The sequence below is a fragment of the Labilibaculum sp. genome, assembly GCF_963664555.1.
GTDB lineage: Bacteria > Bacteroidota > Bacteroidia > Bacteroidales > Marinifilaceae > Labilibaculum.
Map to the genome: position 1 here is coordinate 637,586 of NZ_OY761461.1, position 16,786 is coordinate 654,371.

At 36.6% G+C, this 16,786-nt stretch carries 10 protein-coding genes; 9 read left to right on the top strand and 1 reads right to left on the bottom strand.

The genetic code is table 11. The features are described from left to right. Positions 1 to 225 precede the first annotated feature (225 nt). Positions 226 to 1,500: an exo-beta-N-acetylmuramidase NamZ family protein gene (locus ACKU4N_RS02670; RefSeq protein WP_321320088.1), complete on the bottom strand. Its 1,275-nt coding sequence runs from the start codon at positions 1,498 to 1,500 to the stop codon at positions 226 to 228. Between the two features lie 180 nt (positions 1,501 to 1,680). Here ACKU4N_RS02670 and ACKU4N_RS02675 point away from each other — a divergent pair, with 180 nt between their 5' ends. The 9 genes from ACKU4N_RS02675 (at position 1,681) to ACKU4N_RS02715 (ending at position 16,773) form a co-directional block, all read left to right on the top strand. Next, entirely contained in the window at positions 1,681 to 3,051 is a 1,371-nt protein-coding gene (locus ACKU4N_RS02675; protein ID WP_321320096.1) for a transglutaminase-like domain-containing protein, read from the top strand. Positions 3,052 to 3,053: 2 nt separating this feature from the next. Further along, positions 3,054 to 4,529: a glycoside hydrolase family 10-like protein gene (locus ACKU4N_RS02680; RefSeq protein WP_321320115.1), complete on the top strand. Its 1,476-nt coding sequence runs from the start codon at positions 3,054 to 3,056 to the stop codon at positions 4,527 to 4,529. Positions 4,530 to 4,669: 140 nt separating this feature from the next. After that, positions 4,670 to 5,845 (top strand): C40 family peptidase, encoded by a 1,176-nt coding sequence (locus ACKU4N_RS02685; protein WP_321320141.1) that lies wholly within the window; start codon positions 4,670 to 4,672, stop codon positions 5,843 to 5,845. 11 nt (positions 5,846 to 5,856) lie between these two features. Continuing rightward, positions 5,857 to 6,996, top strand: coding sequence for a dipeptide epimerase (locus ACKU4N_RS02690; RefSeq protein WP_321320243.1), 1,140 nt, complete (start codon positions 5,857 to 5,859; stop codon positions 6,994 to 6,996). A gap of 40 nt (positions 6,997 to 7,036) precedes the next feature. After that, positions 7,037 to 10,117 (top strand): SusC/RagA family TonB-linked outer membrane protein, encoded by a 3,081-nt coding sequence (locus ACKU4N_RS02695; RefSeq protein WP_321320259.1) that lies wholly within the window; start codon positions 7,037 to 7,039, stop codon positions 10,115 to 10,117. Between the two features lie 12 nt (positions 10,118 to 10,129). Then, complete coding sequence (locus tag ACKU4N_RS02700) at positions 10,130 to 11,746, top strand: RagB/SusD family nutrient uptake outer membrane protein (RefSeq protein ID WP_321320268.1); 1,617 nt, start codon at positions 10,130 to 10,132, stop codon at positions 11,744 to 11,746. A gap of 239 nt (positions 11,747 to 11,985) precedes the next feature. Further along, on the top strand, positions 11,986 to 13,191 hold the full coding sequence (locus tag ACKU4N_RS02705) for a metallophosphoesterase (protein ID WP_321320399.1): 1,206 nt from the start codon (positions 11,986 to 11,988) through the stop codon (positions 13,189 to 13,191). Positions 13,192 to 13,211: 20 nt separating this feature from the next. Beyond that, positions 13,212 to 14,327 (top strand): hypothetical protein, encoded by a 1,116-nt coding sequence (locus ACKU4N_RS02710; protein ID WP_321320400.1) that lies wholly within the window; start codon positions 13,212 to 13,214, stop codon positions 14,325 to 14,327. A gap of 256 nt (positions 14,328 to 14,583) precedes the next feature. Continuing rightward, positions 14,584 to 16,773, top strand: coding sequence for a glutamine synthetase III family protein (locus ACKU4N_RS02715; RefSeq protein ID WP_321320401.1), 2,190 nt, complete (start codon positions 14,584 to 14,586; stop codon positions 16,771 to 16,773). The last annotated feature ends 13 nt before the right edge of the window (positions 16,774 to 16,786 follow it).

Consider the following 16,786-nt stretch of genomic DNA (forward strand, 5'->3'; position numbering starts at 1 on the left):
TTGTAAACCGATCTATTCGTTACTCTGTGGTCCTATGTTTAACAACAGAAAGTTGTTTCTTAATTTGTTGTTGTTGTACAAAGTTGTTTAACGGAAAGGTTTTGTTTTGAAGTAGATTTTGTTTTCTCTAAGATTAGAGAATATATCAGGCAAAAGTAATCATTTTTACAATTTCACATTCTGATGCAATGATAAATTATGATTCTAATTTTCATTTTATTGCGATCAATTATACAGCCAGTATTTTTTTGATTTTTCCAAAAATGATTCTCTGGGCGCAAACCAAAGTTCTTCGATGTCACTTACCAGAAAGTTTTCGGTAAATCTCTTCCTTATTTCCTTACTTCCACATACTTTGTCGAACATACTTAAGCGTGATGCTTCGCACATTTCAAATGGATTTTTATTCGGATACAATTTGTGGCATTCCTGCATCACATAAAATTGAATGAGTGAGATTGGTGCTTGCTGAATGTCCGTAAAATGCAATTGAACTCCATGAAGCATAAGGCCTTTCCCGACTGAATAGTATGGTTTGTAGTGTACTGGTCGAAAAAGAACACCCGAAATTTGTAGATTATTTAAACTTTCAGCTAAATCGTCAGCATTGATCCATTCGGCAGCAAATAATTCAAATGGTTGAGTGTAGCCGACACCAATCGAAATGGTATACAATTCTCCAAGTATGCCCGAAGCAGCATAGTAAATTGCGCTCATTGAGTTTGGAATGTGAGGAGAAGTTGGTACCCAAGGCAAGTTGGTTTCTGGAAAAGTCATGTTTCGTTTCCATCCTTCCATTTCCACAACTTGTAATTTGCACTTCATACCTTCCTTTAATAAGCCTTCTTCATTTAAATATCTGGCCAGTTCGCCACAAGTTAGTCCGTACACATACGGGATCGGGAATTGGCTCACAAAAGAAATCTGATCATTTTCAACAAGCCCGCCTTCCACTTTTATTCCTCCAAAAGGATTTGGTCGATCCAATACGATAAATTCCACATTATTTTCGGCACAAGCCTCCATTAGTAATCCCATGCTGCTAATGTATGTATAGGATCGCACACCAATATCTTGAATATCATATACAATAGCATCCAGATCTTTTAGCGTTTTGGCATTTGGTTTTTGTTGCTTGCCATATAGTGAACAGACTTGAATGCCTGTTTTTTTATCGGTGTAGGTTGCTACTTTTTCACCGGCAGCATAATCTCCTCGTATTCCATGTTCAGGGCTAAATAGAATTTTAACATCCACATCGCTGCATGCATGAAGAAGATCTATTGTTGATTCCAAATTTTGATTTACTCCCGTAGGATTGGTGATGATTCCAATCCTTTTTCCCTTAAGAATAGAATAGTTGGTTTTTTGTAGTACATCTATGCCTGTATCTACTTTTTGAGCAAGAATTGGATTTGAAAAAAGTAATACATGGAAGCAAATTAGAAGAAGGAAACATACTATCTCAGCATGGATACGCAATGTGTTGTTATTAATCATGATGACTGTTTTTTAAGTTTTTACAATTTTGATACTTGTTTTCTTGATAATTCTATTGCAAAACTAATAAATTTTATATTTTTGTAACATGTATGACAACTTAATAAGTCTTGAGAAATGATTAACTCTTTAAGTCATTATTTTTTGCTTGCTTTTTGCTTTCTGTTTATTGGCTGTAATGTGTCAAATAAAAGTAAAGCAAATTTAGCCATTTTAATTGAGACGGGTGAATTTACGATCGCCGGAGAAATTATTGGGGAGAAACTTTTGGATGGTAACTTGAACGAAAAGCAAAAAAATGATCTTTTGTTTCAAAAGGACATGATGTCGCGTATCGAGAGAGAGTATGCTTTAACTGAAACGGACGTGCTTGAAAGATTAATGCCTTACTTTTCTGACTCTACAACAATTTACATGGCAAAATGGGAAAAAGAAAAAGTACTTGAATACAGACTGATTAACGGACAGAAACGGTTTTTTAAAAATGCTGTTCCCAATTTATTTCGGCTGGATAAATTTGCTAAAAGCACAAAAGAAAAAATAAGCGGAAAATCAACTGATTATTTAAAGAGTTTCTGTTTGGATCATTCCTCACAACTAATTAACGAAAGTAAAGGACGAGGCGAGTTAGTTCATCCTGTGGAATGCACAATGATTTATTCAATAAGCGTAAGAGCTGATGCTGTTCCAGCAGGCGAGCTTATTCGTTGCTGGATGCCTTATCCTAAAGAATCCAACGCCAGACAAACAAATGTAGACTTATTGAGCGTGTTTCCTGAAAAATATATTGTAGCTCCGGATTCATTTGCGCAAAGAAGTATTTACTGCGAGCAGATTGCAGAGTCAGGTTTGGAAACAAAATTTTCTGTGAAATTCAGAACGGAAACGTATGCGCAAATACATGATCCTGCTAAAATGGATGATAAGGCATATGATACAACATCGGTATTGTATCAGAAAAATACAAGCGAACGATTGCCGCAAATCATTTTTTCTGATCGGATAAAGAATTTGGCAGATGAAATTTGTGGGAATGAGACAACGGCAGTGAAACAAGTGAGTATGTTGTACGATTGGATCGACTTAAATATTCCTTGGGCAAGTGCTTTGGAATATTCTATTGTGCCAAACATTCCGGAGTATGTATTGGATAATAAGCATGGCGATTGTGGAATGCAAACTCTCCTTTTTATGACAATGGCTCGTTATCGCGGAATTCCGGTAAAGTGGCAAAGTGGATGGATGTTGCATCCGGGAGAGGTAAACCTTCACGATTGGTGCGAAGTGTATTATGAAGGAATTGGATGGGTTCCATTGGATCAGTCATTTGGTTTGCAGAATAGTGAAAACGATAAGGTGAAGAACTTTTACAAAACGAGTATTGATTCTTATCGGTTGATTGTGAACGAGGATTTTGCGCAGGATTTGTTTCCTGCCAAAATCTGGCCAAGAAGTGAACCTGTTGATTTTCAAAGAGGGGAATTGGAATGGAAAAATGGAAACCTCTATTTTGGAGATTGGACTTATAAAATGAGAGTAATATATAATTAGAAATGAGTAAAAAGGGATTTATAGGCTTGTTGTTGGTTTTTATTGCATTCGGTGCAATGGCTAAGAAAAATTCGCCCAAAAGAGAGATGCGTGCTGTTTGGGTGGCTACAGTTGATAATATTGACTGGCCGTCGAAAGCGGGCCTTTCTGTTGATGAGCAAAAGAAAGAAATGATCACTCTTTTGGATCAACACAAAAAGAATGGAATGAATACCATTGTATTTCAAATACGGCCGGCAACTGATGCTTTTTATCAATCGCCTTACGAGCCTTGGTCGCAATGGTTAAGTGGCGAGCAGGGAATTGTTCCGGATCCGTTTTACGATCCGTTGCAGTTTGCAATAAAGGAATGTCATAAAAGAGCGATGGAACTTCATGCATGGATGAATCCTTACCGGGCGGTATTTTTGTATGAAAAAGCAAAAACAGATCCTGAGCACATAACAAATCTGCATCCGGAATGGTTCTTAACTTACGGAAAACACAAGTATTTTAATCCGGGATTGAAGGAAACCAGAGATTACGTGTCCAAAATAGTGGGAGATGTGGTTCGTCGATATGATGTTGATGCCATTCATTTTGACGATTATTTTTATCCATACAAAATTGCAGGAAAACCATTTCCCGATTCCTTAAGTTTCGCTCAAAATGGTGGTAAATTTTATCCGAACCAAATTGATGATTGGCGGAGAGATAATGTGAATTGTGTGATTAAGCAAATTAATGATACCATCAAATCAATTAAGCCATGGATGCCTTTTGGAATTTCTCCTTTTGGAGTCTGGCGGAATAAGGATGTGGATAAATCCGGATTGAGAACCAAGGCAGGTCAAACCAATTATGATGATTTATATGCTGATGTTTTGTTGTGGTTAAAAAACGATTGGATTGATTATGTGACACCTCAAATTTATTGGCACATTGGAAAAAAGGCAGCTGATTATAGAATAATTGCGAAATGGTGGCGAAAAAACTCTTGCGGTAAGCCTTGTTATGTAGGTCATGGAGCTTATCGCTTGGACTTTGCTTCAAAAAATAAAGCATGGCAGAGTGCGGATCAAATTATCCGACAAATAAAACTAAATCGTCGATTGAAGGGATTGAATGGAAGTATGTTTTTTTGTTCAAAAAATTTCACTGAAAACCGATTAGGAATTAATGAAGCCTTACAAACAGAGGTATATTGCAGTCCTGCTTTGAATTTAAAAAACAGCAATTATCAAGAGGCTGGATTAAAAGCTCCGGAATTACAACTTAAGGAAGATGTTTTGACTTGGGATGCTGTTGATGGAGCCATTTACTATGTAGTATATCAGTCGTCAGGAAAATCAATTAAAAACAATAGAGTATTTTGTATTACAACTTCTTTGGAATTTGAAATGCCAAAACAAGGAGATAGGATGTTTTACTCAGTTAAATCAGTGGATAGAGGCCATTTTGAAAGCGTTGCCAGTAATTGGGTAAAGGCGGGAAAATAAATAGATGTTTATTTGTTCAGTTTAAATATGTTTACTTGCTTGATAAGTGTGTGTTTTTAAACATGTTGAACCTTTATTGGAAATCAATGGATGTGTTTAAATTTGGAATCATGTAAGATGTAATACCAATTAGGATTAGAATGAAAAATAAATTTTGGTTAGTTATTATTTTTATTGGTTTTGCTTGTAGTAACAATTCAAAATTGTTGCAGCAGGCAAACCAAATTTCTCAAACTGTAAAGTTGCAGATTGCACCGGATGGTAGAGAAGCAATATTTAATCCTGTTTTTTCTGTTAATAAGGATAATGGATTAGTGGTTAGTGGAGAAACATCTCTGTCGGAGGCAAAGTTAGCTTTGTTCTCAACTCTGGAAGCCTTGGAAGTTCATTTGGTAGATAGCTTGGTTGTACTTCCTGAGAAAAAATTAGGGGATAAAAATTGGGGAGTAATCAACTTAAGTGTTGTGAACTTAAGAGCTTTCCCAAAGCATTCGGCAGAGCTTGTTTCGCAATCAATAATGGGAACACCGGTTAGGTTGTTAAAAGAAGAGAATGGCTGGTATCAGATACAGACTCCTGACAAATATATTGCTTGGGTTGATGGAGCTGCAATTGCTCAAAAAACAGAGTCTGAGATGCAGGCCTGGAGAAATTCGACAAGAATAATTTTTATTCCTGATTTTGAAGTTGTGAAAGATCCTGAGCAAAATAAAGTAGTTACCGATATAGTTGCAGGAGCGATTTTAGAAGTTGAAAAAGAAAATCGGAACAGTTATGATTTGAGTTTACCTGATGGAAGAAAAATTCAAATTGAAAAATCGAATTGTGAATTGTTTTCTGAATGGAAAAACCGGGAGTTAATTGATGTTTCTCTTTTAACTAAAGCGGCGAAGCAATTTATTGGCCGTCCTTATTTGTGGGGAGGGACTTCAGCAAAGGGAGTCGATTGCAGCGGATTTGTAAAATCGGTTTATTTTATAAATGGGATTATTTTGGCCCGTGATGCGTCATTGCAGTTTCTTCATGGCGATATCATTTCTCCTGAGCAAGGGTTTTTAAAGTTGGCGGAAGGAGATTTGGTTTTTTTCGGAAGAGCAGAGACTGATGAGAAACCAATGAAAGTTACTCATGTTGGAATGTATATGAATCATGGAGAATATATTCATTCTTCAGGCAGGGTTCGGATTAATAGTTTTGAGCCTGAAGCCGAAAATTATAATGATTACCGATCGATTACCTGGTTAGGAGGACGACGGGTTTTAAGTAGAATTGGAGAGTCTGGCATTTGTAGGGTTTCCGAGCATCCATGGTATTAAGAGTAAAGGAAATGGCAATAGATAGAAGAAAGTTTTTAGGAAACACAGGCTTGTTGGCTGGAGCTGCATTTTTGCTTCCGGCGATGAATTCTTGCGGAGGAGCAGGAACAGGCAAATTAAAACATTCAGGAACAGGATTGAAACTTAGTTTTGTGCCATATGAATTGGCGTTGAAACATGTATTTACCATTGCATCTTTTTCCAGAACAACCACCCCGGTTATGCTTACCAAAATTGAGTGGGATGGAGTTGTTGGTTATGGAGAAGCTTCTATGCCTCCTTATTTGGGTGAATCGCATGAGACTGCAACGAAATTTCTAAGCAGTGTAAATTTGAAACAGTTCTCTGATCCTTTTCGCCTGAGTGAAATACTAAGCTATGTAGATGCTGTTGCTGAAGGAAATTGTGCGGCAAAGGCGTCAATTGATATCGCTTTGCACGATTTGATCGGGAAATTATTGGAAAAACCATGGTTTAAAATCTGGGGTTACAGTCAGGAAAACACTCCGGTAACCACATTTACCATTGGAATGGATAAACCTGATGTAGTAATTGAAAAAGTGAAAGAAGCTTCTCCTTATAAAATGTTAAAAGTGAAAATTGGTCGTGGTACCGATGAGGAGATGATTAATACAATTCGCAAAATTACAAATGTGCCTTTGTGTGTGGATGTGAATCAGGGATGGAAAGACAAACAAGAGGCTTTAGATAAAATTCATTGGTTAAAAGAACAAGGAGTTGTTTTTGTTGAGCAGCCAATGGACAAATACAATTTGGAAGATATGGCTTGGCTAACTCAGCACAGTCCCTTGCCTGTAATTGCTGATGAAGCCATTCAGCGATTGGATGATGTGGCAAAATTACATGGAGTTTATTCCGGAATTAATATCAAATTGATGAAGTGTACCGGAATGAGAGAAGCTCATAAAATGATGAATGCAGCCCGTTCTTTGGATATGAAAGTGATGGTAGGATGCATGACGGAAACGTCTTGTGGTGTTAGTGCGGCAGCCCAACTGTCGCCTATGGTTGATTGGGCGGATTTGGATGGAAACTTATTAATATCAAATGATCCTTTTAAAGGAATTGAGATTCTCGGCGGGAAAGTAATTTTACCAAACCGTCCGGGAATTGGAGTCATAAAAATATAAGTAATTTTTAATTATTTCTTGCTAATCTAAATTAAACACTATGAGAAAAATTGCATGCTTTACGTTAATCATGCTTCTTGGCTGGCAGGTATCCTGGGCACAGGATTTGCTGGTTAAAGGTGTGGTTACCGGTGCAGAAGACGGGTTAACTATCCCGGGCGTTTCGGTTGTAGTAAAAGGTACAACCAACGGAACAACTACCGATTTTGATGGAAAATATGAAATCAAAGTTGGAGCGGATGCCATTTTGGTATTCTCTTACATTGGAATGAAACCATTTGAGGCCAGTGTTGGTGCTCAAACAGAATTAAATGTTGCGTTGCAAACCGATAATTTTGCAATGGACGAAGTTGTAGTGGTTGGTTATGGTGTTCAGAAAAAAAGTGATATTACAGGTTCGGTTGCAAGTATTAGTGCAAAGGATTTGGAAGATCAGCCGGTTTCAAACGGAGCAGCTCTTCTTCAGGGACGTGCTGCCGGTGTGATGGTAACGCAAACTTCCGGTGCTCCAGGTGCAGGTTTATCAGTTAGAGTTCGTGGAACAGGTACTGTGAATAATTCATCGCCTCTTTATGTTGTTGACGGTATTTTTCTGGATGATATTTCTAGTTTAAATCCAAGTGATTTTAAGAGTCTTGAGGTGTTGAAAGATGCGTCAGCAACCGCTATTTATGGTTCAAGAGGTGCAAACGGTGTTGTTTTAATTACAACCAAAACTGGTAATACCAAGGATGTGAAAGTTCAAATGGAATTAATGACCGGACTTCAAAGCGTTTGGAATAAACCAGATTTAATGAATACGCAAGATTGGTTGGCTACTTATAATGCAGCTCAAACAAATGCTGCGGCTTTTACAGGTTCGAGTGCTTACAAACCATTAATCCTTCAATCTCCATCTGACAATACAGGAAAAACTACTGATTGGTTCGATGAGGTGACACGTGTTGGGAAAATCTACAAAACGAATGTTACCTTATCAAAAGGAGATGAATCTTCAAATACTTTATTCAGTGCGGGATATTTTAAAAATGAAGGTGTTGTTTTGAATTCTAAGTACGAGAGAATCAATGCGCGTTTAAATAATAATTACAATATTGGTTCAAAAATCAAAGCAGGTATTAATGTTTCATTATCGCATTCCAATACCGATCAGGTTAATGGAAATGCCATTAATGGCATTTTAACTCTTGCTCAAAGAATGGATCCTATAACTCCGGTTTATCAGGAGTCGGGAGAATATGCTTCTACTCCGTATTCTGATTTGGCAAATCCAGTTGCTATATTAAACAGAGATGTTAGAGAGAATTCTGCTCTTTTGATTCTGGCAAATTCTTATTTACAGGTTGAACCAATTAAGAATTTGTTCGTTAAATCATCTGTAAGCCTAAATGTTTCAAGATCGAAGGAGAAGACTTATTTGCCTTCTTATGATTATGGGAATGAAAAGAACATCACCAATAGTTTATCAAAAACTACCAGGGAGTTTAATGGATTCTTAAGTGAGAATACAATTTCTTACAGTATGGATATTGAAGACCATAGTATTAGTTTGTTAGCTGGTTTTACTGCTGAGAAAAACAAATCCGAATATTTGGGAGCTTCTCGTAATAATATTCCAAACGATAATGAGGAATTGCAGTATATTTCTGCTTCTACTGATTTGGAAAGTACAAATGCTTCGAATTCTGGTGTAGATACAAGAATGTACTCCTACTTAGGTAGAGTAAATTATAATTATGCAGACACCTATTTTCTAACTGCATCTTTCCGTCGTGATGGTTCTTCTGTTTTTGGTCCTGATAAGCGATTTGGAAATTTCCCTTCAATGTCTTTAGGATGGAAATTGAGAAATGAAAAATTCATGGATTTCTTACCGGAAGATGTGGTAAACAGAATAAAAGTAAGAGCTGGTTGGGGACGTGTTGGGAATGCTAAGATTGATCCATATTCATTTGCTTCCACAGTTCAAAGTAAAGATGCTTTGTTAGAGTATAGCTATGTTTTTGGGGATAAAGAACAAGCGGGAGCTGCTCCTGTAAAGATGGCCAATTTAAAAGTTCAGTGGGAAACGGTAGAATCTACAAATTTCGGATTGGATCTGGCATTTTTTAATGACAAGTTGACTTTTTCTGCTGATTATTTTAAGAAAGAAACCAAGGATATGTTGGTGCAGGTGCCAATCCCTCAGTATGCTGGTTACGATGGAAGTCCGTATGTTAATGCTGGTACTGTTGAAAACAAAGGTTTTGAATTAAATCTGGGTTACCGTGGTAAAATTGGAAGTGATTTTAAATATTCAGTTAATGTAAATGCGTCTCATGTAGATAATGAAGTAACCAGTCTTGGTGGCGGAGTTCCTATTTGGAGTGGTAATGTGAGTTTGGTAGGTAATGTTACCAGAACGGCTGAGGGATCTCCTATTGGAGCATTCTATGGTTATCAGGTTGATGGAGTTTTTCAAACAGATGCTGAAGTTGCATCAAGTGCTCAGTCGGCAGAACCTATTGGTGCAGGTGATTTTAGATTTAAAGATCAGTGGACTGATAAAGATAATGATGGTGTAATGGAAGCTCCTGATGGAGTCATCAATGGTGATGACCGTGTGCAGATTGGTGATCCAAATCCGGATTTGTTTTATGGAGTGAACATTGATTTGTCATACAAAGGTTTTGATTTATCCATGTTCTTCCAAGGAGTAACGGGTAATGAAATATTCAATGGGTTTAAATATTACAATTACGCGGATATCAAAAGATTTGCATTGGCTTCCGATTATAAAAATCACTGGACTGCTCAGAATAACTCAAATGAAATGTTTGGATTAAACGCTTCTACAGTTGAGAAAAACCTGAGAGCTTCCGATTTTTATGTGGAAGATGGTTCGTATTTGCGCTTAAAAAACATTCAATTGGGTTATACTTTTAAAGATCTTACTCCTTGGATGTCCAATCTGCGTGTATACTTCTCTGGTCAGAATGTATTTACAATTACAAATTATTCTGGTTTGGATCCTGAAATTGGAGCTGCTAGTTCTACCAGTCCATCATTAACTCAAGGTATTGATTATGGAACTTATCCACAAGCTAGAATTTTTTCAATAGGAGCTAATTTAACTTTCTAATAGTTGATGAAAATGAAGAAAATAAGAAATATAATATTAGCGGGGCTTTTGATATTTTCATTAGGAGCCTGTGATAAAGACTATTTGGATACCGTAAAAATCGGGGAACAAACTTCAGGGAGTTTTTATTCGAACGATGCCGAGCTTGTAAAAGCGGCTAATGCATGTTATGCTCCAATGTGGGAGTATCATTATAACTGGGGACGAACTTCCTTAAATAATTCTACTACTGATGATGCAGTGGATAGAGAAGATTTGGCATTGCGTCAATTCACTTACGACGCCACGGCATTCTTATTCACTTATAATTACCGGTACAATTATCGTGGAATATTAATTGCGAACCAATTGTTGGCAAATGTAGAAGGGAAAGATATTCCTGGAGTAACCGATAAGTCATTACAAGACCGTGTTGTTGGTGAAGCAAAATTCATGAGAGCATATTATTACTATGATTTGGTTAAGAATTATGGTAGCGTGCCATTGGTTACAGTTCCGTTATTGGGTGATGATTTGAATCAAACACGCGCTACGTCAGCTGAAATTTATGCTCAAATCGAAACAGATTTGAAAGATGCTGTTGCTGCTCTTCCTTTAAAATCAGTTTATGTTGAAAGTAAGGAACTAGGTCGTGCAACTAAAGGTGCAGCCTTAGGTCTCTTGGTGAAAGTTTGTGTTTCTCAGGCAAGTTCTGGTTATGCATCTCAGGATTTTTACAATGAGAACAAGTGGGATGAAGCAAAAACCTATGCAGAACAATTGTTTGGTTTAGATGTTTACGATTTGTATCAAGGTAATTATCATGATTTATTTTCGGAGGCGGAAGAGAATAATGAGGAATCTATTTTCGAAGTTCAGTTTTACGATTCGCCTCTTGATGATGGTGCTTATACCAACAATGGTAACTTCACTACTTTCTTGAATATGCCTTGGTTGGGAGCTGCTGATCCATATGGAAGATATCAGGCAACTTACGATTTGTATCTTGAATTTGAAAATAATGATCCAAGACGTGATGCTTCTTTAATTAATTCTCTGCAATATGCTGATCAGTGGATACTTGAAGGGGAAACACCCGGCGTAGTTGCAGAAGATTTGACTGGTTTTAGTAATTACAAACATTATTTGTCAAAGCAGCAGTATTTAAGTTTGGGAAACTTCCGAAATTCACCAGTTAATGAAAGAATTATCCGTTTATCAGATATCTACTTATTGTATGCCGAGGCTTGCTATCATACCAATGATGAGGGAACTGCTAGAACCTATCTAAATAAAGTACGTGAGCGTGCTCGTCAGGGGAATGCTACTATTTTGGCTAATGTTACAGCTTCTGGAGCAGCTTTGCTGGATGCTATATATCACGAACGTCGTGTTGAGCTTTGTGGTGAAGGTCATAGATTGCACGATTTGATTAGAACAGGAAGATTAGAGCAAGAGCTTAAAACAGATGGTTACAAAGTTAAGGCAAGTATTACCCGTGACGGTGCCGGGGGATACGTAGTGGCTGATTCTGGTGAGCCAATCTTTAAGGCAACAAATTTAACAATGCCAAAAAATATTTTCTTCCCTCTTCCACAAAGTGAAGTGGATAATACAGGAGGACTTGTAGGACAAAATCCTGGATACTAATTCAGGTACTATGTAGTAGTGTAACAGGGGTTCTTCGGAATCCCTGTTTTTTTATATGTAAAAGCTTCATTAATTTTTTACTATCTTCATGTAATACCATCACAGTTCGTATTCGCACACAAGCTGTGTTAATTACGAACAGTTAATTCGTTTCCTTTTTTTTGGAATATTAGTTTAGTTTTTGATTTAAAGAGGTATAGTAATTTTGGTATTTGCTTTGAATAAGAAAAAAAGATGATATGTATCGAACGATTAAGTTTTACAAATACGTAACTGTATTATTTCTAGGTGCAATTAATTTATGGTTATTTGATGTGGAAGCGCAAGAAAAGAAGAATGAATTAGGTTCAGGTGCATTTTCATCTTACGACAAGGTGTTTAATGGAAATATTCAGGATGTTAATCTGGAAGATTATTCCGAGGGTCCTCATTTTTTCTGGCTCGACGATAAAACAGTGAAGTTGTGGTATATCAATCATGAAAAAGAAGGAAATACCATTGATATCCGGGAGAAGAAAATAAAGATTAAAGGCGATTTGGTAGTTGTTAAAGGACAAAAAGGTGATCGAAATGAGTATTGGCTCCGAAAAGGAAACTATCCAATTCAAAGTGCAGAATACTCAGGAGTGACAAAACTGTTGGCAATTGGCGATGTGCATGGAGAATATGATGTAATGGTAGAATTATTGCAGAATATTGGAGTAATTAATGAAAATCTAGATTGGAATTGGGGGGATGGACATGTCGTTTTTATTGGAGATATTTTTGATCGTGGAGATAAGGTCACTGAAAGTCTGTATTTAATCAAGAAGTTACAGCGGCAAGCACTTGAAAACAAGGGAAAACTGCATTTATTGTTAGGGAATCACGAAATAATGGTTTTGATGAACGATTCCCGTTATGTTGCTCCAAAGTATAAGAATATGTGCCAAAGGCTAATGTTTAATTATCCACGGTTTTTTTATGCAGATACGGAATTGGGAAAATGGCTGCGATCATTAAATTCCGTAGTTAAAATTAATGATTTGCTATTTGTTCATGGTGGCTTGTCGCCTGATTTAGTTGATAGAGGGCTTAGTTTGGAGCAAATAAATAATGACATTCGAAATAGTTTAAGTTCAGACAACGAGATGACACATGAAGAATTAATGAAGACTATTTATTTTCCTGAAAATCCTTTGTGGTATAGAGGTTATCTGATGAAATCAAGAAGTTATTCAATCATTAATAATGAGGAATTAAATAAAGTGCTTTCTTATTATGATGTAAATCGAATTTTTTTCGGGCATACAGAGGTTGAATCTATTCGTTTTTTACACGATGATAAAGTTGTTGCGATAAATGTACCAATGGGATATTCGGAAATTGAACCTCAGGTAATGTTAATTGAAAATGGAAAGTACTATCGTTGTTTTTCAGATGGAAGAAGAGAGTTAGTTGAATAATGCTTTTATAAAACAATGCAATGAGTAAGCTGTCAAATACAATTGAATTAAAAAATAATACCAGGAAATGGTTTTTCACAAAAGCTATCATAATTTTATTGTTGTTTCTCTGTTTGGTTCCTGTTAGTGCTATTTCCAAAAAGGATAGGGATAGTTTGTTGAAATTACCATTGTTTAAAAATGAAAAACTTCTTGAGTTCGAATTAAAAACAAATTTGTCAAGTCTTCTAAATGATATTAGTGAGGATCGCAAGTATCATAAATCTGAATTGCAGCTTATTGAGAATGACAAGCAGATAGGGGATAGAATCGATGTTGAAGTAATGACCCGCGGAAATTTTCGAAGGAGAAAACAAAATTGTGATTTTCCACCATTACGATTTAAGCTCCCGGTAGAAAGGATGGTAGGTACCGAGTTCGAAGGGCAAAGCAAGTTAAAGTACGTAAGTCATTGTCAGTCTTTCGAGGATGGATTCGAACAGAACACCATTAAAGAATATCTAATCTATAAGATGTACAACCTTATTGATGAACATAGTTACAGGGTTCGCTTGTCTCAGATATCATTTATAGATAGTATTACTAACGATACCATTCGGAAGTTTGGTTTCTTTTTGGAAGATAAAAATGACGTTGCCACCCGAAATGGGAAGATCATCTTACAATTCAAAAATATGAAGCAATACAATATGCTTCGAAAGAATATTGTAATGCTGTCATTGTTTCAGTTGATGATTGGGAATTCCGATTGGAATGTTGAACGTTTGCACAACATTGATATTGTGTCGGTAGATGAACAGAGCATTCCCATTGCTATACCATTTGATTTTGATTGGTCAGGAATAATCAATCATACTTATTTTACATTGGATCCCAATATAGCTTCTGATGCAAAGTATAAGAGATTATACAAAGGTTACAAATGGAGTGATGAGGAATTGAATGCTGCTTTTACAGATTTTAATGAATTGAAGGAAGCGTTTCTGGAATTGATTTCACAATGTGAATATTTAAACGAAGAGAATAGGCATGGATTAACGGACTATATCCTCAAATTTTATGAATTGATAGGCTCAAAAAAAGATGTTAAGGATGTTATTTTAAAAAATGCCCCCAAAATCCCATTAGCCAGATAAAAAGAAGGTTCTTTTTGAAAAAAAACTAAAATTTTAAGCGCAAACGATAAAAATAAGGGGTTTTGATCCTGTTTTTACCGTTTTTTTGTTTGTATGAGGTTATTTTTCTGTAAGCAGAATTGTGAAATTGAATTATTTTATTCACATTTGTATCGTTACAAAGGGGGTGTTGAGTGAAAATTAAATGTTTTTTTTTGCTGAGTACCCCTTTTTTTTAATACGGATTAAAATATCAACAACTAAAATTTTTGCGTTTATGGCCACAATTAGATTTAAAGCGTTAGGGGAGTTACTTAAAAGGGAAGCTGTTTCCGTTACTTTACCTTCAAATAAGGTGACTGATTATTACGGTGAATTAGTGTTTAATGTTGAGTCCATGAGAAAGTATCTTTCTAAAGAGGCTTTTCGTGCAGTAATGACTGCAAATCAGAAAGGTCTGGCTGTAGACCGAAAAATGGCTGATGGTATTGCTGCAGGGATGAAAGCCTGGTCGATTGAAAAAGGTGCAACTCATTATACTCACTGGTTTCAGCCATTAACAGATGGTACTGCAGAAAAACATGATGGTTTTATCGATTATGGTGATGGCGGTCATATGATTGAAAATTTTTCAGGTAAATTATTAGCGCAGCAGGAGCCGGATGCTTCTTCGTTCCCTTCAGGAGGAATTCGCCAAACATTTGAGGCACGTGGTTACACTGCTTGGGATGTTTCATCTCCAGCTTTTATTGTTGGTACTACTCTTTGTATTCCTACTATATTTATTTCTTACACTGGAGAAGCTCTTGATTACAAAGCTCCATTGTTAAAAGCATTGGCTGCAGTTGATGAAGCGGCTGTTGGTGTTTGTCAGTATTTCGATAAAAATGTAACTAAGGTTCACACAAATCTGGGATGGGAACAAGAGTATTTCCTTATTGATGAAGCTCTGTATCAGGCTCGTCCGGATCTTGTGCTTACAGGTCGTACATTAATGGGGCACTCATCATCTAAAGATCAGCAATTGGATGATCACTATTTTGGATCTATTCCAGAACGTGTTACTGCTTTTATGATGGAATTGGAAGTTGAATGTCATAAATTGGGAATTCCTGTGAAAACCCGTCACAATGAAGTAGCTCCAAGTCAGTTCGAATTAGCTCCTATTTTCGAAGAGGCTAACCTTGCAAATGATCACAATCAATTGTTAATGGATGTGATGAAAAAAGTTGCCCGTCACCATAAATTCCGTGTTCTTTTCCACGAAAAACCATTTGCAGGTATTAATGGATCTGGTAAACACAACAACTGGTCATTAGGAACCGATACAGGTGTTGTTCTTTTGGCTCCTGGAAAAAATCCTAAAGCGAATATTCAATTTCTTACTTTTGTTGTCAATACATTGATGGCCGTATATAAGAATCAGGATTTGTTGCGCGCATCCATTCTTACTGCATCAAACAGTCACCGTTTAGGTGCTAATGAGGCGCCTCCTTCAATTGTTTCAGCTTTCCTTGGAGATGAAGTATCTCGAATGTTAGATAGAATTGTTGAAGAAGTTGGAGAGAGAAAAATGACTCCTGATGAAAAAACAGCTTTGAAATTGGGTATCGGTAGAATTCCTGAAATTATTTTAGACAATACAGACCGTAACCGTACATCTCCATTTGCATTTACTGGAAATCGTTTTGAGTTCCGTGCTGTTGGATCTTCTGTGAACAATGCGGCAGCAATGACAGCTTTAAGTGCTGCAGTTGCTGTAGAGTTAAAAGAATTTAAAATAGCTGTTGATGCTTTAATAGAGCAGGATATTAAAAAGGATGAGGCAATTTTTCAGATTCTTAAGAAAATGATTATTGAGTGTAAGCCTATTCGTTTTAATGGTGATGGTTACTCTGATGAATGGTTGGTTGAGGCTAAAAGAAGAGGTTTGACAAATATTACAAGTGTTCCTGAATCAATTTCGAAGTATCTTGATCCTGCGGCTAAAAAATCTTTGGTCGGAAGTGGTGTGATGACCGAGAAAGAATTGGAAGCTCGTGTTGAAGTGGAAATGGAGAAATTCACCAAAAAAATTCAGATTGAAGCTCGCGTTCTTGGAGATTTAGCAATTAACCATATTGTGCCGACTGCCGTTGCTTACCAAACCAAGCTAATTCAAAATGTACAAGGCTTAAGAGATGTTTTTACCAACAGTGAGTACGAAGAATTGTCTGGTGCACGTAAAGAGTTAATTAAAGAAATTTCGGGTCACATTAGTTCAATTAAAGCTAAAGTGAGGGAAATGATTGATGCTCGTAAAGCATGTAATGTATTGAAAGAGGGTGTAGAAATGGCTACGGCTTATGATGAAAAAGTTCGTCCGTATCTTTCTAGTATCAGATATCATATTGATAAATTGGAGTTGGTCGTTGATAACGAAATGTGGCCATTGCCAAAATATCGTGAATTGTTGTTCAATAATTAATTGAGACAACAAT